The sequence below is a fragment of the Halopiger thermotolerans genome, assembly GCF_054654555.1.
Window position 1 is genome coordinate 2,348,919 of sequence record NZ_BAAIEU010000004.1, and the last position, 24,220, is coordinate 2,373,138.

A 24,220-nucleotide genomic window follows, 5' to 3' on the forward strand; every position below is an offset into this window, starting at 1 on the left:
GAAGCCCGCTCTCGGCCAGCGTGAGTTTGTAGAGAGAAAAGGTTGCTACTCGTTCCGAGCAAACGTCAGATATCCCGTGTGACCCACGGGAGCCGTCGACGGCCTCGAGCCGCGGTCGTCGAACTCCATCTCCCGCTGGATCGTTTCCCGCGTCCGAACGTTTGCGAGGCCGACCTCGCGGGCCGTCTCGTTGACTTCGCGCGTCGACTCGATGAACGGGCTGTAGACGGCGACGAAGCCGCCGTCGACCAGCAGGTCCGGCGCGCGGGCGACCACGTCCGCCGCGTCCGCCGTATCGAGCGTGATGACGTCGAACGCCGAGGGCTCGAGATCGTCGACGTGCTCGAGAAGGTCGCCCGTCCGCACGTCGACCGCGTCGTCGACGCCGCCCAGCGCCATGTTCTCGCGGGCGACGTCGGCGAAATCGGAGTCCTGCTCGTAGGTGACGACCTCGGCGCCGGCGCGGGCCATCGACGCCGCGAGCACGCCCGTGCCGGTGCCGGCGTCGAGCACGCGGTCGCCGCGGGCGATGCCCGTCTCGCCGATCACCAGCCCCACGTCGCGGGGGACCATCGGCGCGCCGGTGCGCTCGAAGTGGTGGAACAGGTCCGGCCCGCGCAGTCGGCGGACGTGAAACTCGTCGCCCAGATGCGTCTCGAGGGTGTCGCCGGGCCGGACGTCCTCGGGCACCTCGAGGACGCCGAGGTCGGTGCCCATCTCCGCGCCGGGTTCGACGAGGTACTCGCGGTCGCCCCGGACCAGCAGGACGGGAACGCGGCCGGTTTCGTCGTCCGTGTCGGCGCCGGAGTCGGCGTCGCTTCCGCTCCCGTCGGTCGCGTCGTTGTCGGTCACGGCAGCCGCTACTCGAGGTCCTCGACCGCCGCGGCGAGGTCGCCGTCGTTCTCCTCGAGGGCGGCGCGGGCGTCGTCCTCGCTGACGCCGGCGCGGGTGGCGACGAGTTCGACGTCCTCGTCGGGGATCGACGCGCCGGTGTCCTCGTCGGCACCGGCGTCGGCAGCACCGCCGGCCGCACCGGACTCGACCTCCTCGGGCGAGCCGATGACCTGGTAGGTTTCCTGGCCGCGAGCGTCCATCTTCGTGACCTCGGGGTCGCTGAAGACGAGGTCGTACTCGTCGGTCCGAATGATCACTTCTTCGGCATCGATGTCGTCGACGTCGATGCCCATCTGTTCCATCATCTGCTCCATTTTACGCGGATTGAGTCCGCCTCCGCCTCCTCCGAACATACCCGACACGTCGGCGTCGGCACTCTTTTACCCTGCGGTCTTTCGCGCCGGGCCGTCACGTGCGGTGACGGAAACCCTACTCCCCGTCGAGAATCCCGCCGTGGCTGTGCTCGCCGCGAAGCGCGTAGAGGAGGTAATACGCCGCGACCGACGCCGCGGTCGCGAACAGGAATCCGGCGGCAAGCGTCGCGACGGTGACGGTCACGGTGCGAAACCAGTCCGACGCGGGAAATCCGACCGCGTAGACGATTCCGACGACGGCCGCCCCCGACGTCGTCACCGCGGCCCCGATGATCGCGCTGGACGCGAGGACGTCGACGAGTCGATGGGCGTACTCGAGACCGGCCTCGAGGAATCGCTGCCGGGGCGAACGCTGCTCGGTCGTCGGCTCACGAGTCACGGCTGCCGGGTCACGATAGGGAGGGTAGTTTTCGCGTCTGACATTTCCGTACGCGGAACGTTCTCGTCAATTCGTAATAAAGTCTACCGCGAAGAATCAGCGGCAGCAAATACCGATCGCCGACGGAGTCGGTAAAGCGAGATCGTGAGTGCGCCTACCGATCGCCGAGCGAGATCGAGACTGCGCCGGCGGAGCGGCGACGCGCAACGACAACGGTCGGCGGTGACCGCCCGGCGTACGATCCCTGATGTACTACTCCGCAGGCGCGCCCTCGCGAACGTTGACCGCCATTCCGGTATCGAAATCGCCGATGGCCTCGGCGTCGAGCTCAGCCCGGCCGACCGCGAGCAGCTCCCCCCGCTCGTGGACCACCAGCACCTCGTCGCCCGGCCGAATTTCCGGTCCCGCCTCGAGGACGAACTTCGCGAAGACGTTCTTCTCCTCGCGGACGAACGGTTCGCTCTCGTCGTCGACGACCACGCGGTAGGCGGGGTACTCGAGCGCCGCGGCGAGCCGCCGGCCGCCCTCGAGGCCCAGCGTGAACCGGCCGTCGGTGCCGAAGGAGACGATACGGCCGGCGTCGGCGTGGACCTGCCGCGGTCGACCCGAGGAGGTTCGAGTGACGTCCAGCGATTCGGCCTCGGCGGGCGGAAAGAGCGCCGCGCCCGCCCCCGCGCCGAACTGGTAGTCCGCGATCGTCCGAAGCGTCGCCAGATCCGCGTTCCCGTCGGCTGCCTCGCTCATTGGGTCGCCGTTCGGCGCGGGCCGTCGAAAGCCCTTCGACCTGGGTCGGCGGGGTCGGCGCAGTCGGCGCGATCGGCGATGACGATCGACGTCGGTAAACCGCCGCTCGGGGGTGTGACGGTGCGAACGGCGTCTACCGCGGGCGATACGTGGGTCCGCGATACATCATGACGATTATATACGGCGAGCGGCTAGTCGAGTCCGATGGACCTGACGCAGATCGGCCTGGGATTCGGGCTCCTCGCGATCAGCGGCCTGACGTTCGTCGGGCCGGCCGCGCTCGACCAGCCGCTCGCGTCGCTACTGCCGGCGGCGGCGCTGATCGCCAGCGCCGGCGCGATGGTGATGACCGTCGCCCGGGAAGCGTAACCGACCCCGATCCGTCGATCCGCCGGGCGATCAGCGGCGATTCGGCTCAGCGTCCTCTCTTCGTCGCAATCTCGAGTTGGTCACGCCGCGACTCGTCGACGCTGCGAGGCGACGGTCGGCCGGCGCTCAGAGCAGGAACGTTTCGCGGCGCTCGTCCAGATCGAGGAAGGAGTCCGCCGCGTCGATGAGTTCCTCGGCGGTCGAGGATTCGAAGGCCATCACCTCGACGCGGACGCCCTCGTGGCGCAGGTGCGAGCAGAGCCGCGAGAAGTCGCCGTCGCCCGTACAGAGGACGATCGTGTCGACGTGGTTCGCGAGCGTCACGGCGTCCAGGCTCATGCCGACGTCCCAGTCGGCCTTCTTGGAGCCGTCGGAGAACGTCTTGATCTCCTTGATCTTCGGCTCGAAGCCGATGTCGACCAGCGCCTCGAAGAAGCTCTCCTCCTCGGGCGCGTCCGCGCGGATCACGTAGGCGATGGCGCGGGTGAGTTGGCGGTCCTGAACGGCCTTCTCGAGCAGCGACGAGTAGTCGATGTTGCGGCTATAGAGGCTCTGTGCCGTGTGATAGAGGTTCTGAGCGTCGACGAGAACGGCGACGCGCTGGCCGGGATGAATTTCGGTCACGACCTAGCTTCGGGCGGCCATCCGTAAAAATCGCGGCGATCAGCGTCGGTGCGACGCGACGCGCGAGCGGATCGAAACGGAGCGACGACGGCTCGCTAGCTCCGGAGCTTCTCGATGCGCTTCTCCGTCGGCGGGTGCGTCGAGAAGAGCTGCTGGAGCATGCTGCGGTCGGCGTTGAAGATACACAGGGCGTTGACGCCGCTGTCCTCGACTTTCGGCTCGCGACCCTCGGCGCCCGCGGAGATCTTCTCGAGGGCGCGTGCGAGCGGGTCGCCGCTGCCGATGTACTGGCGGGCGGTGTCGTCGGCGACGTACTCGCGGTACCGCGAGATCGCCATGACGAACAACATTACGAGGAAGTTCGCGAGGCTCGAGGCGATCCACGCGACGATGAAGCCGCCCGGATTGTCGTCGCCGAGCGCCTGCACGAGGAAGAACACGGCGTAGCTCACGACGGTGGCGATCGACTGCCCGAGCACCATCATGACCGTGTCGCGGTTCTTGAGGTGGGCGAGTTCGTGGGCGACGACGCCCTCGAGTTCGTCCTCGTCGAGCAGCCGGATGAGTTCGCTCGAGACGACGACGATGCCGGCCCCCTTGCGGCCGGTGGCGAAGGCGTTGGGAACGCCCATGTCGGCGACCATCAGCCGGGGCTTCTCGAGGTTCATGTCCCGGCAGAGAGAGTCGGTCATCTGGTGGATATGCCGGTACTGACCCTCCTCCGGCATGTCCTCGGCACCCGTGCTTCTGACCGCGAGCCACTTGCCGAGTTTGTACTGCCCCGCCGGCAGCAAGACGATGCTGACCACCAGGATCGGCAGCAGCGAGACGCCGAACAGCGCCGAGAAGAACACCGCGGCGGCCAGGTACAGCCCGAACAGGATCGTCCCGACCACCGCCATCCGCAGTTGCAAGCCGGTTTTGTTCATGTGCGGTGGATAGTTAGTACTCGGACCTATAAAGTTCGTGCATCTTCTATGATAGCGGTGATTACCGTCACTTGCGGCCAGGAAGCGGCGAATTCCGCGCACAGTCACAACGGATAAGTTAGTTCGGCGTCGTGTATCGCGTATGCGCCGCGTCGCTCACTCGGCCTCCGCCGTCGGTCGCGCCGTGAGCGGCGCTGCTCCTCGTTTTCCGAAACGCTCGAAACGCAAACGCCCGTGAGTGCGCTCGAGGCGAGTGTGGCGGCTCGTCCCGGGTGCGACCGCGATCGAGGCACGAGGCATCGAGCGTTCGATCGACGTCGGCTCCCACGCGATGCCGGCGTTCACGATCGATCAACAACTACTACACGACCGCTGACCGACACACGAGACAACGACTACCGCGATCACCATGAGCACACCCACACAACTCGACCTCGAGGGCGTCTTCCCGGCGATGTGCACGCCCTTCGACGACGACGAACGCATCGACTTCGAAACGCTCCAAGAAGACGCCCAGCGGCTTGAGGCCGCGGGCGTCGACGGGCTCGTCCCCGTCGGCTCCACCGGCGAATCGGCGACGCTGACCCACGACGAACACGTTCGCGTCGTCGAGGCCGTCATCGAGGCCGTCGACGACGTGCCCGTCATCGCGGGGACGGGATCGAACAACACGCGCGAGGCCCTGGAGCTGTCCGAGCGCGCGGCCGACGCGGGCGCTGACGGCCTCCTCCTGATCTCACCGTACTACAACAAGCCCGAGCAGCGCGGGTTCCTCGAGCACTACCGGACGATCGCCGACGCCGTCGACCTGCCCCAGATCGTCTACAACGTCCCCTCGCGGACGGGACAGAACATCGAACCCGACACGGCCGTCGAACTCGCCTCCCACGAGAACATCACGGGGTACAAGGCCGCCAGCGGCGACCTGGGACAGATCGGCGAGGTCATCGAACGAACCCGCGACGAGGACTTCGCGGTCCTCTCGGGCGACGACGCGCTCACCCTGCCGATGCTGTCGATCGGCGCGACGGGCGCGATCAGCGTCGCCGCCAACATCGAGCCCGAGCGGACCTGCGCGATGGTCGGCGCGGCGCTCGACGGCGACTACGCGCGCGCTCGAGAACTCCACCACGAACTCGGGCCGCTGTTCCGCGAACTGTTCGTCGAGACCAACCCCATCCCGGTCAAGGAGGCCATGGAGATCCGCGGCTACGGCCCTGCACGTCTGCGGGCTCCTCTCACGCGCCTCTCCGAGGAGTACCGCGACGATCTCGAGGCCGTCCTCGCCGACCTCGAGGACACCTCGACGGAGGTCGCCGACGCGGGAGCGGAGGGTGATCGATGACGACGCGGATCGGCGTCACCGGCGCGACCGGCCGCATGGGCCAGGAGGTGGTCGACGCCGTCGCCGAGCGCGAGGACTGTGAGGTCGCCTTCGCGGTCAACCGTGACCCCGACACCGACGACATCGCGGGCGTCGACCTCGAGCCCGCGGCCGAGTTCGACGCGCTCGTCGCCGGCCGCGAGCCCGACGCTGTCGTCGACTTCACCGGCCCCGAGTCGGCCCTCGAGTACGTCGAGGCCTGCGCCGAGGCCGGCGTCCCCTTCGTCACCGGAACGACCGGCTTCGACGACGACCAGCGGGAGGAACTGCAGGCCGCCAGCGACGAGATTCCGGTGCTGCACGCGCCGAACTTCGCCCGCGGCGTCCAGACGCTCGTCAACGTCGTCGGCGACGCCGTCCGGAGCCTCGAGGGGTACGACGTCGAACTCGTCGAGACCCACCACAACGGCAAGCGCGACGCCCCGAGCGGGACGGCGAACCGCCTACTCGAGGAGATCGAGGCCCACGGCGACTTCGCGGAGCGAAAGCACGGCCGTGAGGGATTCGATCCCCGCGAGGAGGGAGAAATCGGCGTTCACGTCCTCCGCGCGGGCGACATCACGGGCGAACATGAGATCGTCATCGCCGGCAACCACGAGGAGGTTCGCCTGACCCACCGCGCGGAGGATCGGGGCGTCTTCGCCGCCGGCGCGGTCGATGCGGCACAATGGATCGCTGGACAGAAGGCAGGGTGGTACGACTTTGCAGACGTGATCGACGCATGAGCGCACTCGAGAGCGAAATCGGCGAGCTGTGGGACCGCAAACAGAACGGCGAGGTCGACGCGGAGTCGGCCGGCGAGGACGAACTGGCGACGCTCGAGGCCTTCCTCGAGGCCCTCGAAGCCGGCGAGATCCGCGCCGCCGAGAAGCGCAACGGCGAGTGGGAGGCCAACGAGTGGGTCAAGCAGGGCATCCTGCTGAACTTCGGCCTCCGCGAGAACCAGGCCTATGACTACGGCGGCGTCGACCACTACGACGTCCTGCCGCTGCGCGAAACGGAGGATCTGGGCGAGCGCGGGACCCGGAACACGCCCGACGGGACGACAATCCGCCGGGGCGCCTACCTCGGCTCGGACTGCATCATGATGAGCCCGAGCTTCGTCAACATCGGCGCCCACGTCGGCGACGGCACGCTCGTCGACTCCTGTGACACCGTGGGATCGTGCGCCCAGATCGGCGAGAACGTCAAGCTCGGCGCGAACACCCTCATCGGCGGCGTTCTCGAGCCGGTCGAGAACGCGCCGGTCATCATCGAGGACAACGTCTCGCTCGGCGCGGGCTGTCGCGTTACCTCGGGCTTCGTCGTCGGCGAGAACAGCGTCGTCGGCGAGAACACGCTCCTGACGCCGCGCATCCCGGTCTACGACCTCGTCGAGGAGGAGGTCCTCTACGGCGAACTGCCCGCCGACCGCCGCGCGTTCACCCGCTTCGTCGAATCTTCGGTCAGCGACCACGACCTGTTCGACGGCGGCGCGTACAAGCCCGCCGTCGTCGCGACGGACCTCGAGACGGAGACGCTCGAGGCGACCGAGCGCGAGGACGCGCTGCGGGAGTAAGGGACGTCCGTACCGCTATATACCGCTCTCTCCCGGTACGTTCGAAACGACAGTACTCCTAGCAAGGTTTTTCGGTCGCTCGAGTCCCTGTCGTCTCATGGGAGAGCGAGTCCGCCGGGGACCGAACGAATTGACGTCGGGCCAACCGTCCTCGACGGAATTGACCGACGCCGATCCGGCCGTTGCGAGCACGTTGGACGAGCAGTTTTCCCTGCTGTCGAACCGTCGGCGACGGAGGCTACTCTATGCGCTGGTCGCAGCCGACGGTGCGGTCGTCGAACGGTCGCAACTCGTCGCGCGACTCGCCGATGTCGAAGCGAGCGGCGCGGGCGAGTCCGACGAGACGCTCGAAGAACGGATCGCGCGCGACCTGCACCACACCCAGTTGCCGCAGCTCGAAGACGCGGGCATCGTCGACTACGACCAGCGCCAGGGGACGGTCCGGTACGTCGGCCTGCCGTTCCGAACGGAGTGGCTCGAGCACGCCCATTACAAGGAAACGGGCAGGTTGCTGTCGGAATCGGAACCCCGTCGGTAGGAGGCGCTCTCCGCCGCTCCGCGTGGCGGGTGAAACCGGAACCCAAACCCTTGAATCCTCGCGGTCACTTGCACTCGACAATGACCGACCGCGCGGATTCGCCGGCCGTTCGCCGGCTCGACGACTGGAATCTCGATCGCCTCGAGTCGCTCGCCGACGAGTACGACACACCTCTGTACGTGATCGATCTCGATCGCGTCAAAGAAAATTACAGCCGCTTTGCGGCCGCCTTCCCCGACGCGCACGTGATGTACGCCGCGAAGGCCCACACCGGCCGGGCCGTTCTCGAGGCGGTCCTCGAGGCCGGCGGCACGATCGAGTGTGCGGCCTGGGGCGAACTCCAGCGGGCGATCGACGCCGGCGCGGACCCGAACGAACTCCAGTACACCGCCGTCAACCCGCCGGACCACGATCTGGACTACGCCGCCGATCTCGGCGCCGAGCACCCCGGCCTGACGATCACGATCGGCGCGACCGACACCCTCGAGCGCCTCAAGGAGCGCGGCTACGACGGCCGGATCGCCATCCGCATCAACCCCGGTATCGGCACCGGCCACCACGAGAAAGTTGCGACCGGCGCCGACGCGAAGTTCGGCATTCCCTACGAGCGCGTCCCCGAGGTCGCCGACCGCGTGCGCGAGGAGTTCGACCTCGTCGGCATCCACGCCCACGCCGGCAGCGGCGTCCTGACCGACGACCTCGAGGACCACTGCCGCGCGATCGAACGCGTCGGCGACATGGCTCGCCGCGTCGGCGACGAAGACCTCGAGTTCGTCGACGTCGGCGGCGGCTACGGCGTCCCCTACCGGGAGGACGAGGAACCGCTGGACTTAGAGAAGACGTCCGATATGGTCCGCGATGCGGTCGGCGACCTCGACGCGCAACTCAAACTCGAGCCCGGCCGCTACATCGTCGCCGACGCGGGACTCATCCTCTCGGAAGTCAACACGATCAAGGAAGCACCGGACACCACCGTCGTCGGCGTCGACGCCAGCCTCGCGACCCTCATCCGACCCGCGATGTTCGGCTCCTACCACCCGATGTTGAACGTCAGCGCGCCCGAGCGGGAGCCTCAGGAGGTCACCGTCGGCGGTCCTGTCTGTACCAGCGCCGACGTGTTCGCCCACGACCGGCCGATCGCTCGCCCGGAACGCGAGGATATCATCGCAATCGGCAACGCCGGCTCCTACGGCTACGAACTCGCCAGCCAGTTCCACTCCCAGCCCCGACCCGCCGAAGTGGCCCTCGAGGACGGCGAGGCCCGCGTCGTCCGGCGCCGCGAGACGCTCGAGGACGTGACGCGCGTGGAGCGGGAAGCGGACCAGTCGGAGCGGTAAGATGGCCGGGAACGCCGACTTCGACCTCGCCGAGTTCCACGCCGAGGCCGTTCGAACGCCCTCCCACGAGGACGTCTCCGAGATGCGCGAATTCCTGCTCGAGACGCTCCGGGGCGCGGGCCTCGAGCCCGAAGTCGACGAATTGGGGAACGTGCTCGCGACTCGCGGCAGGAGTGCGGACGAAACCGACGGCCCGCACATCGTCCTGAACACCCACATGGACACCGTCGCCCCGCACGTCCCCTACGAGCGCGACGGCGACGTCGTCCGCGGACGTGGCGCCTGCGATGCGAAGGGACCGCTCGCGGCCCTGGTCGCCGCCTTCCTCCGCGTCGAGCCGACCGCCGGCCGGGTCACGCTGGCGATCACGTACGACGAGGAGACGCTGATGACCGGCGCCGCCGGACTGCGGGAGCGACTCGAGGCCGACGGCTTCGTCGTCGGCGAACCCACCGACCTCGACGTCTGCATCGCCGCCCGCGGCCAGTGCGAGGGGACCGTCGCAATCCGCGGCGAGGGCGGCCACGCCGCGCAGGTGCCCGCCGAGCGAAACGCCGTCTACGGGCTCGCGAGCGTTCTCGAGGCGCTTCGCAGCTACGACGACGAAGCGGGGCCCGGCGAGGACGCGGTGCTCGGCGAGCCGAAACTGACGGCCACGATGCTCGAGGGAGGCGAGGCACCGAACCGGGTCCCCGAGGAGTGCGCAGTGACGTTCGACCGGCGGAGCGTCCCGCCCGAGACCGCCGACTCGTTCCGGACGGATCTCAAGGCGTTCCTCGAGACAGGTGAGCGAGTCCCGGACGGCCTCGAGGTCTCGGTCGACCTCATCCGTCCCGACACCCCGTTCCCGAAGCCGTTCGTGACCGACGCGGACGACCGGCTGGTTCGAACGTTGCAGGACACGAGCGGCGGCGAGGTGCGGCCGTTCGGCGCGGCGACCGAGGCCGGCTTCTTCGCCGCCGATGCGCCGACCGTCGTCTTCGGCCCCGGCGTCCTCGAGGACGACGAGGGCGGCGTCGCCCACTCCGAACGCGAGTACGTACGCCTCTCGGACGTTCGAGCGGCGGCGGCCGCGCTCGAGGAGACGCTCGCCGAACTCGTCTGCTGATACTGCTAATTTCGGTTTTCAGGTACCCCCTTAGATCGACATCAGCGCGATGGCCACGACGCTCAGCGCGATGGCCGCGACCTTGCGCGGCGTGACGGTCTCGTCGAAGGCGACGATGCCGACCAGCGAACTGACGACGATAAAGAGGCCGTAGATCGGCACGACGACGCTCACCGGGCCGAGTTCCAGTGCCCGGTAGTAGGTGAGCAAGCCGACGCTCAGCAGCAGGCCCATCGCGAGGATGTGCGGCGTCCGCGGGTGTCGGAGATAGGTTCGGACCGACAGCCCGCGGCGAAGTATTACCAGGCCGACGACGACGAGCATCACCGAGTTCGAGAGAAAGACCGCCACCGTGCTCGGGAGGTCGGCCATCGCGATATCGAGCAGCGGCGCGACCAGACTGTAGGCGAGGCAGGCCACGATCGAGAGCCACAGGTAGCGCCGCATCACTCCTCACCCCCGGCCGCGAGGTAGATCGCGAGCGCCGCCACGCCGATGCCGGCCGCGCGGGTCGCGGTTAGCTGTTCGTCGAGGAAGACGATACCGATGACCGAGCTGCCGACGATAAAGAGCCCGTAGATCGGCACGACGACGCTCACCGGCCCGACCTCGAGCGCCTGGTAGTACGCGAGGATCCCCGTCGAGAGGAACAGGCCGGCGACGTAGACGTACCCCGCCGCGGGGCTGACGGCGTCCGCGAGGTCGCCGGTGCCCGTCGCGACGAGCACGCCGCTGGTCACGCAGAGAAAGATCGCCGTCGAGAGGAACAGCGCGACCGCGGGCGGCACGTCCTCCGTCACCGAACTCGTCAGCGGGGCCATCAGCCCGTAGGTGAGGAACGCGACGACAACCCACAGCAGATACTCCATACGTGACCTCGGGGCAGCGAGCCCAATACTGTCACGATTTCGGGACTGTGTCGCGGGACGAAGTCACGCCGATCCAGCAGTACGGTCCCGGTCGGGCTTTCGCACCCGTCGCTCAGATCGACCCGCTTATTCGGTCCGCTCGAGGTCGTCGACCAGTTCGTTGGCGACGCCGGTGTAGCCGGCCGGCGTCAAGTCTCGCAGTTCCTCGCGAACGCTCTCGTCGACCTCGAGGTCGTCGAACAACTCGCGGAAGTCCGCGAGCGTGACGTCCTTCCCGCGGGTCAGGGACTTGACCTGCTCGTAGGCGTCCTCCTGTCCTTCGCGGCGGAGGATCGTCTGGACGGCCTCGCCGATGATCTCCGGGGTCGACTCGAGGTCCTCGCGCATGACGGGTTCGTTCGGAACCACCTTCCCGAGGCCGGCCTGAGTCTTCCCGTAGCCGATGAGGCAGTGGGCGAAGGCCGCGCCGATGTTGCGCTTGACCGTCGAGTCCGAGAGGTCCCGCTGGAGCCGCGAGGTCGTGACGTAGTCGGCGAGGAACTCGAGGTCCGAGTTCGCCTTCGAGAGGTTCCCTTCGCTGTTCTCGAAGTCGATCGGGTTGACCTTGTGGGGCATCGTCGACGACCCCGTCTCCCCTTCGACGGCCTCCTGACCGAGGTAGCGGTCGGAGACGTAGAGCCAGACGTCCAGATCCAGATCGAGCAGGACGTTGTTCGCGGCGCGGAACGCATCGAAGACGGCCGCGAGGTCGTCGCAGGGGTTGACCTGCGTGGTGAGCGGTTCGAACTCGAGACCCAGCCCGTCGGTCACGAACTCCTCGGCGAAGGCCTGCCAGTCCACGTCGGGGTAGGCCGCGACGTGGGCGGCGTAGGTGCCCGAGGCGCCGCCGAGCTTCCCGCTGAGGGCGTCGGTCGCCCGCCGGATGCGGCCGGTCGCGCGGCCGAGCCGCGAGGCGTAGACCGCCATCTCCTTGCCGAACGTGGTCGGCGTCGCGGGCTGGCCGTGGGTACGGGCCAGCATCGGCACGTCGCGATACTCCCGCGCCATCTCGGCGAGCGCGTCGCGAACCTCGTACAGTTCGGGCAGGAGCACCTCGTCGACCGCCCCGCGGACGAGCAGCCGGTGGGCGAGGTTGTTCACGTCCTCGCTGGTCAGCCCGAAGTGGATCCACGCGGAGGCGCCGCTGCCCTCCGGCAGTCGGTGGCGGACGAAGTACTCGACCGCCTTGACGTCGTGGTTCGTCGCCTCGAAGCCGGCGTGGCCCTCCGTCTCGAGTTTCTTGATCAGTTCGGCGTCCTCCTCGGCGAAGTGCTCGTAGAGCCCCCGCAGGTGCTCGCGCTCCTCCGGATCGATCTCGAGCGGCGTCGCCTCGAGGTCGGCCAGCGCGATGAGGTACTCGACTTCGACGCGGACGCGAGCGCGCATGAGCGCGGCCTCGCTCGCGTATGGCGACAGCGGTGCGGTCCGGCTGCTGTACCGGCCGTCGAGCGGCGAGACGGCGTACAGCGCGTCTGAGTCGGTCATCGTGCGCAACTTTCCGGCGCGGTGCAAAAGCGTATCGAAAGTCGGGCCCGAGAGACGCACGAGCGTGCATACCTCGAGCTTGCTCCGAGCCATTACCGACCGAGTAATACGCGTTCGTGTATAGATCGGCGCTCGAGACCGCAACGGCTTTCCCCTTCGCGGGAGGGCATACGCCTATGACGCGAATCGCCGGGATGGCCGGCAACCGAGGGCGTAACCTGTTGAACATCGCCGACAGACGGCCGGGCGGCGCCGAACTCGCCGTCGTCCTGACGAACAGCGAGGACGCGCCGGTGCTCGAGGCCGCCGCCGAGCGCAGGATCCCGACCGAGGTCGTCCCGCTCGAGGACGACATGAGCCGCCGCGAGCACGAGGAGGCCGTGCTCGAGGCCCTGGCCGACTACGAGTTCGACCTGGTCTGTCTGGACGGCTACATGCGCATCCTCTCGGACACCTTCCTCGAGGAAGCACCCACCACGCTGAACGTCCACCCCGCCCTGCTGCCGTCGTTCCCGGGAACGGACGCCTGGGGCGACGCGCTCGAGGCGGGCGTCTCGGTCACGGGCTGTACGGTCCACGTCGTCACCGACGCGACCGACGAGGACGGCGCGGTCGTCGAGAGCGAGGTCGACGCCGGCCCGATCGTCACGCAGGAGCCGATCCCGGTCTACGAGGGCGACGACGAGGAGACCCTGAAAGAGCGGGTCCTCTACGAGGGCGAGTTCCGCGCCTATCCGCGGGCTGTGAAGTGGTTCGCCGAGGGAGCGGTCGACGTGGATCTCGAGGCCGGCGAGGTGACGGTTGCGGCCGACGTAGCAGGGATCGACGGCGCTGACCACGACGGCCTTCCGGGGCGGCGAATCGTCTCCGACGACCGCGCGGACACCCTCCGATACGGCGAGAACCCCCACCAGGACGCCGCCGTCTACGCCGACTACACCTGCGACGAGGCCAGCGTCGTCCACGCCGACCAGCTCAACGAGGGCGCGAAGGCGCTCTCGTACAACAACTACAACGACGCCGACGGCGCCCTCAATCTGATCAAGGAGTTCGACGAGCCCGCCGCGGCGGTCATCAAGCACACCAACCCGGCCGGCTGTGCGACCGCCGACTCGCTGGCCGAGGCCTACGAGAAGGCCCTCTCGACGGATCCGATGAGCGCCTTCGGCGGTATCGTCGCGCTGAACCGCGAGTGCGACGCCGCGACGGCCGAGCAGATCGTCGACTCCTTCAAGGAGGTCGTCGTCGCGCCCGGCTACACCGACGACGCCCTCGAGGTGCTCTGCGAGAAGGACAACCTGCGCGTACTGGACGTCGGCGAACTCGGCGAGCGGACGGAGCGGTTCACCGAAAAGCCGCTCGTGGGCGGGCGACTCGTGCAGGAGCGGGACCTCCAGTCGATCACGGCCGACGACCTCGAGGTCGTCACCGAGCGCGAACCGACCGACGAGGAACTCGAGACGATGGTCTTCGCGTGGCAGACCCTGAAACACGTCAAATCGAACGGCATCCTCTTTGCGGACGGCACGGAGACCGTTGGCATCGGCATGGGTCAGGTCTCGCGGGTCGACGCGGTGCGGCTGGCGGCGATGAAAGCCGAGGAACACGCCGAAGGGAAGGACGCTGAGGGAGCGGTCATGGCCTCGGACGCCTTCTTCCCGTTCCCAGACGGCATCGAGGAGGCCGCCGAGGCGGGGATCGAGGCGGTCGTCCAGCCCGGCGGCTCGGTCAACGACGAGGACGTGATCGAGGCGGCCGACGAGCACGGGATGGCGATGGCGTTTACGGGGCAGCGCTCCTTCAGACACGACTGAGCGAACGCGGAGGCGTGTCTGAAACTCGAACGAGGAGTGAGTACGGCCCGTATTACTCGGATTCCGACTCCGCCTCGAGGTCGTAGAGGTCGGTCGAAAGGTAGCGTTCGCCGGTGTCCGGCAGGACGGCGACGACCAGTTCCTCGGGGTGTTTGGCCGCGTAGTCGGCGGCCGCTGACAGCGCCGCGCCCGCGGAGATACCGACCAGCAGGCCCTCGGTGCGACCCAGCGTGCGGGCGGCGTCCTTCGCGTCGGCCGCCTCGACCGCGCGAACCTCGTCGATCAGTTCGGTTCGGAGGATGTCGGGGACGAATCCGGGACCGATCCCCTGGATGTCGTGGCCGTCGCTACTGAGTTCCGAGAGCGTCGGCGACTCGGCGGGTTCGACCGCGACCGACGTGAACTCGGTGTCGCCCCGCTCCTCTTTCACGTACTCCGAGACGCCGGTGATGGTCCCGCCGGTGCCGACGCCGGCGACGACCGCGTCGACCCCGCCGTCGGTGGCCGCCCAGATTTCGGGGCCGGTCGTCTCCCGGTGGGCCGTCGGATTCGCCTCGTTCTCGAACTGGCGCGCCATGATCGCGTCGTCGCGCTCGGCGACGATCTCTTCCGCGCGCTCGTTCGCCCCGCCCATGCCGTCGTCGGCTGGCGTTAGCTCCAGTTCCGCGCCGAGCGCCCGCAGGAGCTGGCGCCGCTCCGTCGACATGGACTCGGGCATCGTCAACACGCAGTCGTAGCCGCGCGCGGCGCAGACCGCCGCCAGCCCGATCCCGGTGTTGCCGCTGGTGGACTCGACGACGGTGCCGCCGGGCTCGAGCGCGCCCGCTCGCTCGGCCGCGGCGATCATCTCGCGGGCGATCCGATCCTTGACCGAGTAGGGGTTGGCCGCCTCGACCTTCCCGAACAGGTTGTCGGCGAAGGCGTCCAGTCGGAGCAGCGGCGTGTTTCCGATCAGTTCGTCGACGCCGTCAGCGACCGCGAGGGTCGGCGAGGGTTCGCGATCGCGATTGCTATCGTCGTCCATCGGTCGGAACGAGGTACTGATCGGGAGTCCGACTTGTCCCGAACGCGTTCGCCGCCGTCACGAGAACCCGGGGCCGACGGTGAAACCGACGTTTCACCTATCCAAGGTGCTTTTTGAGTGTCCCACGATAGAGCGACTATGGACGTTAATCGACGGCAGTTCCTCGCGGCGTCGGGCGTCGGCGTCGCGGCGGCGATGGCCGGGTGTACGAGCAGCGCGTTGACCGACGACGCGGGCGCCCAGTCAGGAGACGGGAACGGTTCCGGCGGCGGCGACCGAGAGATCACCGTCAGCGCGAGCGGCGAGGTCGAGTCCGAGCCCGACAAGGCGATCGTCTCCGTCGGCGTCGAAGCCCGCGGGGAAACCGCCGAGGCAGTCACCGACGAACTGGCGACCGGCGCCGAGCGGTTACGGCAGGCGTTCACCGACCTCGAGATCCCCGAGGAGAACGTCGAGGAGGGACGGTACCGCGTCGGGCCGGCGCCGAGCCGGGACGGCGAGAGCGAGGGGTTCCGCGGGACGCACTCGTTCGAGGTGACGCTCGAGGACGTCGAGCGGGTCGGCGAGGTGATCGACGCCGCCGTCGAGGCGGGAGCCGACGACGTCGGTCACGTCAACTTCACGCTGCAGGAGGAAACGCGCGACCAGCTTCGGAAGGAGGCGCTCGATCAGGCGCTGGCGAACGCCGACGACGAGGCCGCGTACATCGCCGACAACCGCGGCGTCGAACTCGCCGGAACGAAATCGGTGACCACCGGCGACGTGAACGTCCACGCGGTCAGCCACGACGTCGCGTACAGTACAGAGGCTGCGGGGAACGGCGGGGCGCCGCCGACCGAGATCGACGCCGAACCCGTGACCGTCTCGGCGAGCGTGACGGTCACGTACGCGTTCGACGCGGCCGCGTAGTCGCGAGCCGAACTTCTTCGGGAGTGCTAGCGTTGCCGGCCGAGACCCGCGTTCGGCGCTCTGAAACCGAACTACTTTTGCCCGATTAGGCGAGCCTAAAACACATGGACTCGCATCGGAACGGCGGATCGAGTCGGCGACAGTTCGTTGCGACGAGTATCGCGCTCGGCGGGGCAGCGCTCGCCGGCTGCGCGAGCGACAGCGACGGAAACGGGGGAAGCGGCAACGGAACCGAAAACGGGGGAACCGACGGAAACGGTGACCGATCCTCGAGCAGCGACGGGTCGGAGAGCGGCGGCTCGTACACGGCGTCGATGGCACCCGTCGGCGAGGTCGAGTTCGATTCCGTCCCCGAGGACGTCTTCGTCACGTTCCCGCAGTACGCCGACATGGCGGTCGCGCTCGGCCACGGCGACGGGGTCAACTCGCTGTTCTCGACCGAGATGGCCGGCACGACGATGAACAAGTTCTACGAGCACCTCGAGGGCGTCTCCTTCGACTGGGAGGGGCTGCCGGACCCCCTCAAGGACGGGCTCACCAAGGAGCAACTCTACGAACTCGACAGCGACGTGCACTTCCTCGATCCCTCGTACCCGGTGAAACACAACGACAACTGGGACGAAAGCGACGTCGAGGAGATCGTCTCGGGGGTCGGCCCGTGGCTCGGGAACTTCCACAGCGGCGTCCACAGCGAACCCGCGGACGCCTACGCCGACGCCTACGAGTACTACACGCTCTGGGAGATCTTCGAGCGCGTCGCGGCGGTCTTCCAGGAGCAGGCGCGCTACGAGGAGCTCAGGGCGGTGTACGACGACCTCCTCGCGGAGATCGAGTCGAACCTGCCGCCGGAGGACGAGCGCCCGACCGCCGCGCGGGTGACGCTTGGCGACGGCCAGTTCTTCACCTACCACCTCAACACGCCCGGCTTCTGGCAGGCCGACACGCGACCGCTCGGCGCCCGCGACGCCCTGGCCGACCACGACTGGTCGGGCGACTGGGGGACGATCGACTACGAGACGATGCTCGAGGAGGATCCGGACGTGATTCTCCACCTCTGGGGGATCACCTCCCGCTACTCGATCGACGACGTCCGCGGGACGCTCGAGGACCACCCCGTCGGGAGCGAGCTAACGGCGGTGCAAAACGACCGCGTCGTCGCCGGCGGGATGCGCTATCAGGGGCCGATCATGAACCTGTTCCAGCTCGAGATGACGGCCAAGCAGCTCTACCCCGAGCGGTTCGGCGAGTGGCCCGGCTACGAGCCCGGCCAGCCGTACCCCGACGTCCCGAGCGACGAGCAGTTGTTCGACCGCGAGCGGGTCGCCGAAATCGTCCGCGGAGAGTTCTAGGATGGTCGAGGGCGGCAGTAACGGCGCGCTCGAGTCGCCGGACGACCGCGACCTCGATCTCGCCCTCGACGTCGACGTCGCCGTCGTCGGCGGTGGCCCCGCCGGCTGCAGCGCCGGCGTCTTCACTGCCCGGTACGGCCTCGAGACCGTGATCTTCGACCGCGGCCCCTCCTCGCTGCGCCGGTGTGCCTCCCTCGAGAACTACCTGGGCTTTCCCTGCGGAATCGACGTCGAAACGTTCCTCGAGCTCGCGCAGGACCACGCCGAGCAAGCCGGCTGCGACCTCCGCAGGGACATGGTCGAGTCGGTGTCGGCGCTCGAGGACGCTTCGGGCTTCCGGCTCGAGCCCCAAGACGGCGATCCCGTCACGGCGCGGTTCGTGATCGCCGCGTCGAAGTACGACGGGTCCTACCTGCGCGGGCTCGACGACGACGCGATGTTCGCCACCGAGGAGCACGAGGGCGAGACCGTAGAGCGGTTCGACCGCGACTACCCGAACGACGACGGCGCCACGCCCGTCGACGGGCTCTACGTCGCCGGGCCGCTGGCCGGCAGCGGCGACCAGGCGATCATCGCGGCCGGACACGGCGCGACGGTCGCCTGCACGCTGATCCGCAGGCTACGGGAAGACGAGGGGTTCTGGGGCAAGTACGCGGGCAACTACGACTGGCGACGCAAGGTCGAGAACCGCCGCGAGGAGTGGGTCGATCCCGAGCGGTGGGTCGAACTGTTCGAGGAGAGCGCACCGGACGAGTACGATCCGGTCACCGTCCGCCGCCTCGCCGAAACCTACGCCGACGAGTACGGCAGCAGCTACGTCGAGCCCGACGTCGCCGCCCGGCGAGCCGAGCGCGGCCAGCGCCGCCTCGCAGACGCGATCGACGACGACATTCTCCTCGAGACCGTCGACGAGGAGGCGATCCTCGAGCGGGCGCGGGCGCTCGAGGAGTCGGCGGACGAATAGCCGGCTCGGAAATCGGCCAGAAGTAAGGACGACCGAGGCATTTTTTAGGTTAGCCTAAAAACATGATATCGATGCAACGGATCAGATCGACGCGACGGGCGTTCGTCGGAAGCGGTGTCGCGCTTGGCGGCGCACTTCTGGTCGGTTGTCTGGGTAGCAACGCCGACGAAGAAAGCGGGGGGACGAGCGGCGACGCGGACGGCGGCCCAAGCGGCGCCGAAGCCACTTCGAGCGACGACGGCGATACGTATACGGTCGCGATGGAACCGATGGGGGCGGTCGAGTTCGAGGGGCCACCCGAGCGGTGGACCGCACTATTGCCCACCTTTGCGGATATGGCCTTTGCGCTCGGCGGTGGGCAGACGCTCGGCATACAGAACCACAAGCGGTTCGGAAGCGAGGTATTCGACGAGCTTCCCGGTATCGAGTTCGACGCGGACGAGGTCGTGGAACTGACCGAAGGCGGCGTCGACAAGGAGCGGTTTTACGAGATGAACGCCGATGTCCATTTCATCGATCCCAATATACTGAGCTACTGGTACGACTGGGATCAGTCGGACATCGAGGAGGTCAGAACCGAGATCGGCCCCTTCTTCGGCAACTTCATTCGCCGCCACAGCGACGAGTGGCACGATTACCGCTACTACGACCTCTACGAGGCCTTCGAACTGATGGCCGACGTCTTTCGGGCGCGGGACCGGTACGAGGCGTACGTCGATCTCCACGAGGAGATGCTCGAGACGATCGACGACCGGTTACCGCCGGCCGAGCAGCGTCCAACCGCGATGCTCGTCTACCCGGCTTCGGAGGCGGGGACCGAGTTCTACCCCTTCCGATTCGACGACGGCGGGATCAGCACCAAACAGTGGCGCGATCTCGGGCTGACCGACGCGCTCGCAACGACCGACGTCGGCCACTACCGCTACGGCGAACGAAGTACGATCGATCTGGAAACGCTCCTCGAGATCGATCCCGAGGTACTGTTGGTACGCAACTACGGCGGAGCGTCCGAATCGGAGTTCCGCGACGCGGTCGTCGAGCCGCTGTTGGAGGATCCGGTCGCAAGCGAGGTGCAGGCGGTCCAGGACGAGGCCGTCTACAACGCCGGCTACCTCGATCAGGGACCGATCATCAACTACTACCACACCGAACGCGCCGCAACGGACATCTACCCCGACGCGTTCGCAGACGCGACACTGTTCGACCGTGAGCGCGTCGCGGAGATCGTTCGAGGAAACGTCTGAGATCCGTAAATCCGTCCTCGAGATTCGCGAAAGCGGGTGCTCGAAGCCCGTTACACTGCCGGTGAGACGACAGACACGGTCAGCGAAGCGCGACGCTCGAGAAGTGTAGACGGCGAGAAATCGAGGTAGTCGACAGCGGTGATGGTGAGGTCGCGGTCAGTCGTCCGCGGGAACGGCCTGGGTCGTCTCTCGCCCGTCGGCCATCGCGAGGACGTCGTCGAAGAAGTCGAGGGTGTCCTCGGGGCCAGGGTTGGCCTCGGGGTGGTACTGGCGGGTGATGACGTCGTACTCGATGCCGTCGATGCCCTCCGGCGTGTCGTCGTTGACGTTGATCTGGGTGACCTCGAGGTGTTCGCCCGGATCGTCGACGGTGTAGCCGTGGTTCTGCGTGGTCATGACGACCTGCCCGGACTCCAAGTCGAGGACGGGCTGGTTGACGCCGCGGTGGCCGAAGTCCATCTTGGTCGTGGTGCCGCCCAGCGCTTCGGCGACGATCTGCTGGCCGAGGCAGATGCCGGCGACGGGCGTGTCCTCGACGAACTCCTCGACGAGGCTGATCGCCTGCTCGTAGTTGGCGGGGTCGCCGGGGCCGTTCGAGATAAAGAGGACGTCCGGGTCGACGGCCTCGACCTCAGCGACGCTCGCGTCGTAGGGCAGGACGTGGACCTCGGCGTCGCGGGCCAGCAGCGAGTCGACGATCGAGCCCTTCGCGCCGCAGTCGACCAGCGCGACGGTCTCGCCGTCGTTGTCCGCGCCGTAGACCGCGGGTTCGTCGACGCTGACCTGCGCGCCGATGTCGGTGTGCTCGCTCATCGCCTTGCACTGCTCGAGTTCGGCCAGCGCGTCCTCCTCGGTGACGTCCTCACCGACGGCGATGCCGCACTTCATCGCGCCCTCGTCGCGGATGTCGGTGACGACTTCGCGGGTGTCGAGGTGGTCGACGGCGGGCACGCCCTCGGACTCGAGCCACGCGGCGACGTCGTCGGTGAGTTCCTTGGCCAGCACCGCACGCGGGTGGACGCGGTCGTCCTCGAACCGCTCCTCTCGGACGCCGTAGTTGCCGATCAGGGGGTACGAGAAGGTCAGGACCTGCTCCTCGTAGGAGGGGTCGGTCAGGCTCTCCTCGTAGCCGGTATACGCCGTCGTGAACACCAGTTCGCCGCGAGCGGTACCCGGAGCGCGACCACGTCCCTCGATCACGTGGCCACCCTCCAGTGCAATGTAGGCCTCTGTCATTACGAACTACGTATTGATCCCACCACTATAAGTGTTGTCTTCGAAGCTCAGTTACGAAATTCGTAATCGGTAAGTCCCCGGTCCGCGTAGCCTCGCATCTCCATGGACGACCTGGACCGACAGATCCTCGATATCCTGCGGCGAGACGCCCGGACGCCCTACACCGAGATCGCCGACGAGATCGGGACGAGCGAGGGGACCGTCCGCAATCGCGTCGAGCGGATGATGGACGACGACGTCATCGAACGGTTCACGATCTCGACCCGCACCGGCAACGTACAGGCCATGCTCGAGATCAGCGTCGAGGTCGACGTCGACACGAAGGCCGTCGCCGACCGGATGGCCGAGTGGGACGAGGTCGACTTCGTCTGGATGGTCTCGGGCGAGCAGGACATCGTCCTCGTCGTCGACGCCGCGGACACGCGCGGGGTCAACGATCTCATCACGAAAGCCCGCAACCAGGACGAGGTCATGAGCACGAAGACGCGGCTGATCCTCGAGGAACAGCTCGGCTGACGCGGCCGTGGTGGACCGGATCGGCCCCGAACGACCGTGCAGCGATCGCTCGCCGCGCTAATCGCTCGATTCGGGGGTCTCCTCGCCGGGCGGGGGCCCGACCCCCGGCGTCGGCCGGTCGATCGCGTCGATGACGCCTTTGTGGCGGTGGATCGCCCGGTAGCCGCGCCGGAGCAACTGATCGAGCGGCGACCGGGAGACGTGAGCGCTGACGCGGCCGTCACGGATCGCGTCGACGACCGCAGACGGCGTGAGTTGCCCGGCGTCGGTCTCGAGGACCGTGTACGCCCGTCCCACCTCGAAGGGGTAGTGGGCGTCGCTGCCGCCGACTAGGGGGAGGTCCCGCTCGGCCGCTAACTCCTCGACGAGCGGCTGCGAGCGCGGGTGTTTGCCGTTGACTTCGATCGCGTCGAAGGGGACGTCCTCGAGTTCCCGAACGGTGCTGTTTCTGAACGGATGGGCGACGATCGCGGCGCAGTCGCGGTCGTGGGCCAGCGCGACGGCCTCCTCGGGGGCCAGCGCGCCCGGCTTCGTCTCCCGCGGCGGGTCGGGCCCGACGACGAGCACGTGGCCGCGGTCCGTCGTGATCTCGATCCCGGGGAGCGTTTCGATATCCGCAGCGGGGGAAAGCGGCGTGTAGTAGTCGTGGTTGGTCGTCGCGACTCCGTCGAGGCCGCGCCGCGCGGCGGCCTCGGCGAGCAGTCGAGCGCCGAGCGGATCGAACCGATCGCCGAGGCCGCGGCGACCGTGGAAGAAACGCGTGTGCGCGTGGAGATCGACGGCGACCGTGTGCATGCGGAGGCATACGCCGGGGTGGCCCTTTTGCGCAGGGCCGGCATACACGGGGTATGGGCTCGGATCCCGAGGGGAGCCGCGACGACGGCGACGGTGACGGCGGCGGGACCGGCGATCGCGTCCTCGTCCTCAACCCCGTCAGCGGCGGCGGCGACCACGTCGACGACGTCGTCGAACTGGCCACCGGTCGCGGTTTCGAGATTCGAAAAACCGAGGAGGCCGGCGACGCGAAGCGGCTCGCCCGGGACGCCGCGGCCGACGCGTCGCTGGTCGCCGCGGCGGGCGGCGACGGCACCGTCAACGGGGTCGCCAACGGCATCGCGGCCGCCGGCGAACTCGAGACGACGACCCTCGGGGTCGTCCCGGTCGGGACGGGCAACAACTTCGCGGCGAACATCGGCATCGAGGGTCTCGAGCACTCCTTCGCGGTCATCGACGAGGGGCGACGGCGCCGAATCGACCTCGGCGTCGCGGACGAACGGGCCTTCGTCAACTCCTGCGTCGGCGGCGTCACCGCCGAGGCCAGCGGCGAAACCTCCTCGGAGAGCAAGGCGGAGCTGGGCGTGCTGGCCTACGTCAAGGAAACCCTCGACGCGATCGGCTCGTTCGACGCGCTGCCGCTGCGGGTGCAGACGGCGGAGGGGCCAAACGGCGAGGCGGCGCGGATGTGGGAGGGCAACGCGCTGTTCGTCCTCGTCGGAAACTGCCGTCGCTTCACCGGCGCCCGCACCGCGCAGGCCGACGTCGAGGACGGCCTCTTCGAGGTGACGATCGTCGCCGACGCCCCGGCGACGGAACTGCTGAGCGGGGCGGCCCTCGAGGCGCTCGGGCTGTTCGATCGCGACAGCGACAACATCGTTCGCCGGCGGACGCCGTCGCTGACGATCGAGAGCCGGGACGACGCCGTCGGGTACAGCCTGGACGGCGAGATGCTCGAGACCGAACGGCTCGACCTCGAGACGGACGCGAGCGCGCTCGAGGTCGCGGTCGGAGACGCGTACCGGTCGAATCCCGACGACGGTGGTCGGTGGCCCTTCCGAGCGTGAGGGCGGCTAGCCGACGGCGAGAAGACGATACTGGTTTCAAGAGTCACCGTAATTGTGGAGGTATGAGTTCGCAGCAGGACGACCTGCAACACGAGAACGCCGGACAGGACGTGATCGCCGTCGACGCCGACGACAACGAGATAGAACTCGTCAACCGCCTCGAGGCCCACACCGGGGACGGCATTCGACACCGCGCGTTCACGTCGCTCGTGTTCGACGACGAGGGCAACATCCTGCTCGCGCAGCGGGCGCCCGACAAGCGCCTCTGGGGGACCTACTGGGACGGCACCGTCGCCTCCCACCCCGTCGAGGGCCAGAGCCAGGAGGAGGCGACCCGGCAGCGACTCGAGGAGGAACTGGGGATCACGCCGGATCAGTACGACGATCTGCGCCTGACCGACCGCTTCGAGTACAAGCGCTACTTCGAGAACGAGGGCGTCGAGCACGAGGTCTGCGCCGTCCTCAAACTGACCCTCTCGGACCGGTCGCTCGACCCCAACGAGGAGGAGGTCGCGGGGCTGATGTGGGTCCCCTACGAGCGGCTCCACTCGAATCCGGAGTGGTACCGACAGCTCCGACTCTGCCCGTGGTTCGAGATCGCCATGCGGCGCGACGTCCGCGAGTAGCGCCGCAGCACGCCGCCGAAGCGCACCGTTTTCCCGCGAGATCGACTCACCGAGCGGCGAATCGGC

At 68.0% G+C, this 24,220-nt stretch carries 27 protein-coding genes; 15 read left to right on the forward strand and 12 right to left on the reverse strand.

Annotated elements, in window-relative coordinates:
* Positions 1 to 45: 45 nt before the first annotated feature.
* The 4 genes from ACYQ26_RS19380 to ACYQ26_RS19395 form a co-directional block, all read right to left on the reverse strand.
* Complete coding sequence (locus ACYQ26_RS19380; protein ID WP_459810519.1) at positions 46 to 852, reverse strand: methyltransferase domain-containing protein; 807 nt, start codon at positions 850 to 852, stop codon at positions 46 to 48.
* 8 nt (positions 853 to 860) lie between these two features.
* A complete protein-coding gene (locus ACYQ26_RS19385) occupies positions 861 to 1,247 on the reverse strand; it encodes a nascent polypeptide-associated complex protein (protein ID WP_459810520.1) in 387 nt (128 codons plus the stop codon).
* A gap of 76 nt (positions 1,248 to 1,323) precedes the next feature.
* The gene (locus ACYQ26_RS19390; protein WP_459810521.1) at positions 1,324 to 1,647 is read right to left on the reverse strand and encodes a hypothetical protein; all 324 of its coding nucleotides are present in this window, start codon (positions 1,645 to 1,647) and stop codon (positions 1,324 to 1,326) included.
* A 252-nt stretch (positions 1,648 to 1,899) separates the two neighbouring features.
* The gene (locus tag ACYQ26_RS19395; RefSeq protein ID WP_459810522.1) at positions 1,900 to 2,391 is read right to left on the reverse strand and encodes a PUA domain-containing protein; all 492 of its coding nucleotides are present in this window, start codon (positions 2,389 to 2,391) and stop codon (positions 1,900 to 1,902) included.
* Positions 2,392 to 2,595: 204 nt separating this feature from the next.
* Here ACYQ26_RS19395 and ACYQ26_RS19400 point away from each other — a divergent pair, with 204 nt between their 5' ends.
* Positions 2,596 to 2,760, forward strand: coding sequence for a hypothetical protein (locus tag ACYQ26_RS19400; protein WP_459810523.1), 165 nt, complete (start codon positions 2,596 to 2,598; stop codon positions 2,758 to 2,760).
* Between the two features lie 126 nt (positions 2,761 to 2,886).
* Here ACYQ26_RS19400 and ACYQ26_RS19405 read toward each other — a convergent pair whose 3' ends face one another.
* The gene (locus tag ACYQ26_RS19405) at positions 2,887 to 3,384 is read right to left on the reverse strand and encodes a LabA-like NYN domain-containing protein (protein ID WP_459810524.1); all 498 of its coding nucleotides are present in this window, start codon (positions 3,382 to 3,384) and stop codon (positions 2,887 to 2,889) included.
* Between the two features lie 95 nt (positions 3,385 to 3,479).
* A complete protein-coding gene (locus ACYQ26_RS19410; RefSeq protein WP_459810525.1) occupies positions 3,480 to 4,313 on the reverse strand; it encodes a M48 family metallopeptidase in 834 nt (277 codons plus the stop codon).
* Between the two features lie 409 nt (positions 4,314 to 4,722).
* Here ACYQ26_RS19410 and dapA point away from each other — a divergent pair, with 409 nt between their 5' ends.
* From dapA to ACYQ26_RS19440, 6 genes are all read left to right on the forward strand, one after another.
* Entirely contained in the window at positions 4,723 to 5,658 is a 936-nt protein-coding gene (gene dapA, locus ACYQ26_RS19415; RefSeq protein WP_459810526.1) for a 4-hydroxy-tetrahydrodipicolinate synthase, read from the forward strand.
* Positions 5,655 to 6,422, forward strand: coding sequence for a 4-hydroxy-tetrahydrodipicolinate reductase (gene dapB / locus ACYQ26_RS19420; protein ID WP_459810527.1), 768 nt, complete (start codon positions 5,655 to 5,657; stop codon positions 6,420 to 6,422). Before dapA ends, dapB begins: the two co-directional genes overlap by 4 nt.
* On the forward strand, positions 6,419 to 7,255 hold the full coding sequence (locus ACYQ26_RS19425) for a 2,3,4,5-tetrahydropyridine-2,6-dicarboxylate N-succinyltransferase (RefSeq protein ID WP_459810528.1): 837 nt from the start codon (positions 6,419 to 6,421) through the stop codon (positions 7,253 to 7,255). Before dapB ends, ACYQ26_RS19425 begins: the two co-directional genes overlap by 4 nt.
* Positions 7,256 to 7,352: 97 nt before the next feature.
* Positions 7,353 to 7,793 (forward strand): DUF7344 domain-containing protein, encoded by a 441-nt coding sequence (locus tag ACYQ26_RS19430; protein ID WP_459810529.1) that lies wholly within the window; start codon positions 7,353 to 7,355, stop codon positions 7,791 to 7,793.
* A gap of 80 nt (positions 7,794 to 7,873) precedes the next feature.
* Positions 7,874 to 9,130 (forward strand): diaminopimelate decarboxylase, encoded by a 1,257-nt coding sequence (gene lysA, locus ACYQ26_RS19435; protein WP_459810530.1) that lies wholly within the window; start codon positions 7,874 to 7,876, stop codon positions 9,128 to 9,130.
* Position 9,131: 1 nt separating this feature from the next.
* Positions 9,132 to 10,238 (forward strand): M20 family metallopeptidase, encoded by a 1,107-nt coding sequence (locus ACYQ26_RS19440; protein ID WP_459810531.1) that lies wholly within the window; start codon positions 9,132 to 9,134, stop codon positions 10,236 to 10,238.
* 30 nt (positions 10,239 to 10,268) lie between these two features.
* Here ACYQ26_RS19440 and ACYQ26_RS19445 read toward each other — a convergent pair whose 3' ends face one another.
* The 3 genes from ACYQ26_RS19445 to purB all read right to left on the reverse strand — a co-directional run bounded on the left by ACYQ26_RS19445 (position 10,269) and on the right by purB (position 12,631).
* On the reverse strand, positions 10,269 to 10,685 hold the full coding sequence (locus ACYQ26_RS19445; protein ID WP_459810532.1) for an EamA family transporter: 417 nt from the start codon (positions 10,683 to 10,685) through the stop codon (positions 10,269 to 10,271).
* Positions 10,685 to 11,107 carry an EamA family transporter gene (locus ACYQ26_RS19450; RefSeq protein ID WP_459810533.1) on the reverse strand — a complete coding sequence of 141 codons (423 nt, stop codon included), beginning with the start codon at positions 11,105 to 11,107 and terminating at the stop codon, positions 10,685 to 10,687. Before ACYQ26_RS19450 ends, ACYQ26_RS19445 begins: the two co-directional genes overlap by 1 nt.
* Positions 11,108 to 11,233: 126 nt before the next feature.
* Complete coding sequence (purB, locus tag ACYQ26_RS19455) at positions 11,234 to 12,631, reverse strand: adenylosuccinate lyase (protein WP_459810534.1); 1,398 nt, start codon at positions 12,629 to 12,631, stop codon at positions 11,234 to 11,236.
* A gap of 176 nt (positions 12,632 to 12,807) precedes the next feature.
* On the opposite strand from purB, the gene purH reads away from it, so the two are divergent.
* Positions 12,808 to 14,445: a bifunctional phosphoribosylaminoimidazolecarboxamide formyltransferase/IMP cyclohydrolase gene (purH, locus tag ACYQ26_RS19460; protein WP_459810535.1), complete on the forward strand. Its 1,638-nt coding sequence runs from the start codon at positions 12,808 to 12,810 to the stop codon at positions 14,443 to 14,445.
* 52 nt (positions 14,446 to 14,497) lie between these two features.
* On the opposite strand, the gene cysK is transcribed toward purH, so the two are convergent.
* On the reverse strand, positions 14,498 to 15,469 hold the full coding sequence (cysK, locus tag ACYQ26_RS19465; RefSeq protein ID WP_459810536.1) for a cysteine synthase A: 972 nt from the start codon (positions 15,467 to 15,469) through the stop codon (positions 14,498 to 14,500).
* A 138-nt stretch (positions 15,470 to 15,607) separates the two neighbouring features.
* On the opposite strand from cysK, the gene ACYQ26_RS19470 reads away from it, so the two are divergent.
* From ACYQ26_RS19470 to ACYQ26_RS19485, 4 genes are all read left to right on the forward strand, one after another.
* Positions 15,608 to 16,378, forward strand: coding sequence for an SIMPL domain-containing protein (locus ACYQ26_RS19470; protein WP_459810537.1), 771 nt, complete (start codon positions 15,608 to 15,610; stop codon positions 16,376 to 16,378).
* A gap of 104 nt (positions 16,379 to 16,482) precedes the next feature.
* Positions 16,483 to 17,727 carry an ABC transporter substrate-binding protein gene (locus tag ACYQ26_RS19475; RefSeq protein ID WP_459810538.1) on the forward strand — a complete coding sequence of 415 codons (1,245 nt, stop codon included), beginning with the start codon at positions 16,483 to 16,485 and terminating at the stop codon, positions 17,725 to 17,727.
* A 1-nt stretch (position 17,728) separates the two neighbouring features.
* The gene (locus ACYQ26_RS19480) at positions 17,729 to 18,691 is read left to right on the forward strand and encodes an FAD-dependent monooxygenase (protein WP_459810539.1); all 963 of its coding nucleotides are present in this window, start codon (positions 17,729 to 17,731) and stop codon (positions 18,689 to 18,691) included.
* Between the two features lie 269 nt (positions 18,692 to 18,960).
* Positions 18,961 to 19,935, forward strand: a complete 975-nt coding sequence (locus ACYQ26_RS19485) for an ABC transporter substrate-binding protein (protein WP_459810768.1) — start codon at positions 18,961 to 18,963, stop codon at positions 19,933 to 19,935.
* Between the two features lie 156 nt (positions 19,936 to 20,091).
* On the opposite strand, the gene carA is transcribed toward ACYQ26_RS19485, so the two are convergent.
* The gene (gene carA / locus ACYQ26_RS19490) at positions 20,092 to 21,171 is read right to left on the reverse strand and encodes a glutamine-hydrolyzing carbamoyl-phosphate synthase small subunit (protein WP_459810540.1); all 1,080 of its coding nucleotides are present in this window, start codon (positions 21,169 to 21,171) and stop codon (positions 20,092 to 20,094) included.
* A gap of 102 nt (positions 21,172 to 21,273) precedes the next feature.
* Here carA and ACYQ26_RS19495 point away from each other — a divergent pair, with 102 nt between their 5' ends.
* Positions 21,274 to 21,687 (forward strand): Lrp/AsnC family transcriptional regulator, encoded by a 414-nt coding sequence (locus tag ACYQ26_RS19495; protein WP_459810541.1) that lies wholly within the window; start codon positions 21,274 to 21,276, stop codon positions 21,685 to 21,687.
* A 57-nt stretch (positions 21,688 to 21,744) separates the two neighbouring features.
* Here the strand turns inward: ACYQ26_RS19495 and ACYQ26_RS19500 are convergent, their stop codons facing one another.
* A complete protein-coding gene (locus ACYQ26_RS19500; protein ID WP_459810542.1) occupies positions 21,745 to 22,482 on the reverse strand; it encodes a PHP domain-containing protein in 738 nt (245 codons plus the stop codon).
* A 53-nt stretch (positions 22,483 to 22,535) separates the two neighbouring features.
* Between ACYQ26_RS19500 and ACYQ26_RS19505 the strand changes: the two genes are divergently transcribed.
* Together ACYQ26_RS19505 and ACYQ26_RS19510 are read left to right on the forward strand one after the other, a co-directional pair.
* Positions 22,536 to 23,528, forward strand: coding sequence for a diacylglycerol/lipid kinase family protein (locus tag ACYQ26_RS19505; protein WP_459810543.1), 993 nt, complete (start codon positions 22,536 to 22,538; stop codon positions 23,526 to 23,528).
* A gap of 62 nt (positions 23,529 to 23,590) precedes the next feature.
* Positions 23,591 to 24,154, forward strand: a complete 564-nt coding sequence (locus ACYQ26_RS19510) for an NUDIX hydrolase (RefSeq protein ID WP_459810544.1) — start codon at positions 23,591 to 23,593, stop codon at positions 24,152 to 24,154.
* Positions 24,155 to 24,220 lie beyond the last annotated feature (66 nt).

Bases quoted from the DNA above. Each gene is read 5' to 3' on its own strand.
- cysK (WP_459810536.1), bottom strand. From the start codon at position 15,469: ATGGACGACGATAGCAATCGCGATCGCGAACCCTCGCCGACCCTCGCG.
- ACYQ26_RS19500 (WP_459810542.1), bottom strand. From the start codon at position 22,482: ATGCACACGGTCGCCGTCGATCTCCACGCGCACACGCGTTTCTTCCAC.
- ACYQ26_RS19440 (WP_459810531.1), top strand. From the start codon at position 9,132: ATGGCCGGGAACGCCGACTTCGACCTCGCCGAGTTCCACGCCGAGGCC.
- ACYQ26_RS19485 (WP_459810768.1), top strand. From the start codon at position 18,961: ATGGGGGCGGTCGAGTTCGAGGGGCCACCCGAGCGGTGGACCGCACTA.
- ACYQ26_RS19445 (WP_459810532.1), bottom strand. From the start codon at position 10,685: ATGCGGCGCTACCTGTGGCTCTCGATCGTGGCCTGCCTCGCCTACAGT.
- ACYQ26_RS19480 (WP_459810539.1), top strand. From the start codon at position 17,729: ATGGTCGAGGGCGGCAGTAACGGCGCGCTCGAGTCGCCGGACGACCGC.
- dapB (WP_459810527.1), top strand. From the start codon at position 5,655: ATGACGACGCGGATCGGCGTCACCGGCGCGACCGGCCGCATGGGCCAG.
- dapA (WP_459810526.1), top strand. From the start codon at position 4,723: ATGAGCACACCCACACAACTCGACCTCGAGGGCGTCTTCCCGGCGATG.
- ACYQ26_RS19385 (WP_459810520.1), bottom strand. From the start codon at position 1,247: ATGTTCGGAGGAGGCGGAGGCGGACTCAATCCGCGTAAAATGGAGCAG.
- carA (WP_459810540.1), bottom strand. From the start codon at position 21,171: ATGACAGAGGCCTACATTGCACTGGAGGGTGGCCACGTGATCGAGGGA.
- ACYQ26_RS19425 (WP_459810528.1), top strand. From the start codon at position 6,419: ATGAGCGCACTCGAGAGCGAAATCGGCGAGCTGTGGGACCGCAAACAG.
- ACYQ26_RS19475 (WP_459810538.1), top strand. From the start codon at position 16,483: ATGGACTCGCATCGGAACGGCGGATCGAGTCGGCGACAGTTCGTTGCG.
- purH (WP_459810535.1), top strand. From the start codon at position 12,808: ATGACGCGAATCGCCGGGATGGCCGGCAACCGAGGGCGTAACCTGTTG.
- ACYQ26_RS19505 (WP_459810543.1), top strand. From the start codon at position 22,536: ATGGGCTCGGATCCCGAGGGGAGCCGCGACGACGGCGACGGTGACGGC.
- ACYQ26_RS19510 (WP_459810544.1), top strand. From the start codon at position 23,591: ATGAGTTCGCAGCAGGACGACCTGCAACACGAGAACGCCGGACAGGAC.
- ACYQ26_RS19395 (WP_459810522.1), bottom strand. From the start codon at position 2,391: ATGAGCGAGGCAGCCGACGGGAACGCGGATCTGGCGACGCTTCGGACG.
- ACYQ26_RS19400 (WP_459810523.1), top strand. From the start codon at position 2,596: ATGGACCTGACGCAGATCGGCCTGGGATTCGGGCTCCTCGCGATCAGC.
- lysA (WP_459810530.1), top strand. From the start codon at position 7,874: ATGACCGACCGCGCGGATTCGCCGGCCGTTCGCCGGCTCGACGACTGG.
- ACYQ26_RS19410 (WP_459810525.1), bottom strand. From the start codon at position 4,313: ATGAACAAAACCGGCTTGCAACTGCGGATGGCGGTGGTCGGGACGATC.
- purB (WP_459810534.1), bottom strand. From the start codon at position 12,631: ATGACCGACTCAGACGCGCTGTACGCCGTCTCGCCGCTCGACGGCCGG.
- ACYQ26_RS19470 (WP_459810537.1), top strand. From the start codon at position 15,608: ATGGACGTTAATCGACGGCAGTTCCTCGCGGCGTCGGGCGTCGGCGTC.
- ACYQ26_RS19450 (WP_459810533.1), bottom strand. From the start codon at position 11,107: ATGGAGTATCTGCTGTGGGTTGTCGTCGCGTTCCTCACCTACGGGCTG.
- ACYQ26_RS19495 (WP_459810541.1), top strand. From the start codon at position 21,274: ATGGACGACCTGGACCGACAGATCCTCGATATCCTGCGGCGAGACGCC.
- ACYQ26_RS19430 (WP_459810529.1), top strand. From the start codon at position 7,353: ATGGGAGAGCGAGTCCGCCGGGGACCGAACGAATTGACGTCGGGCCAA.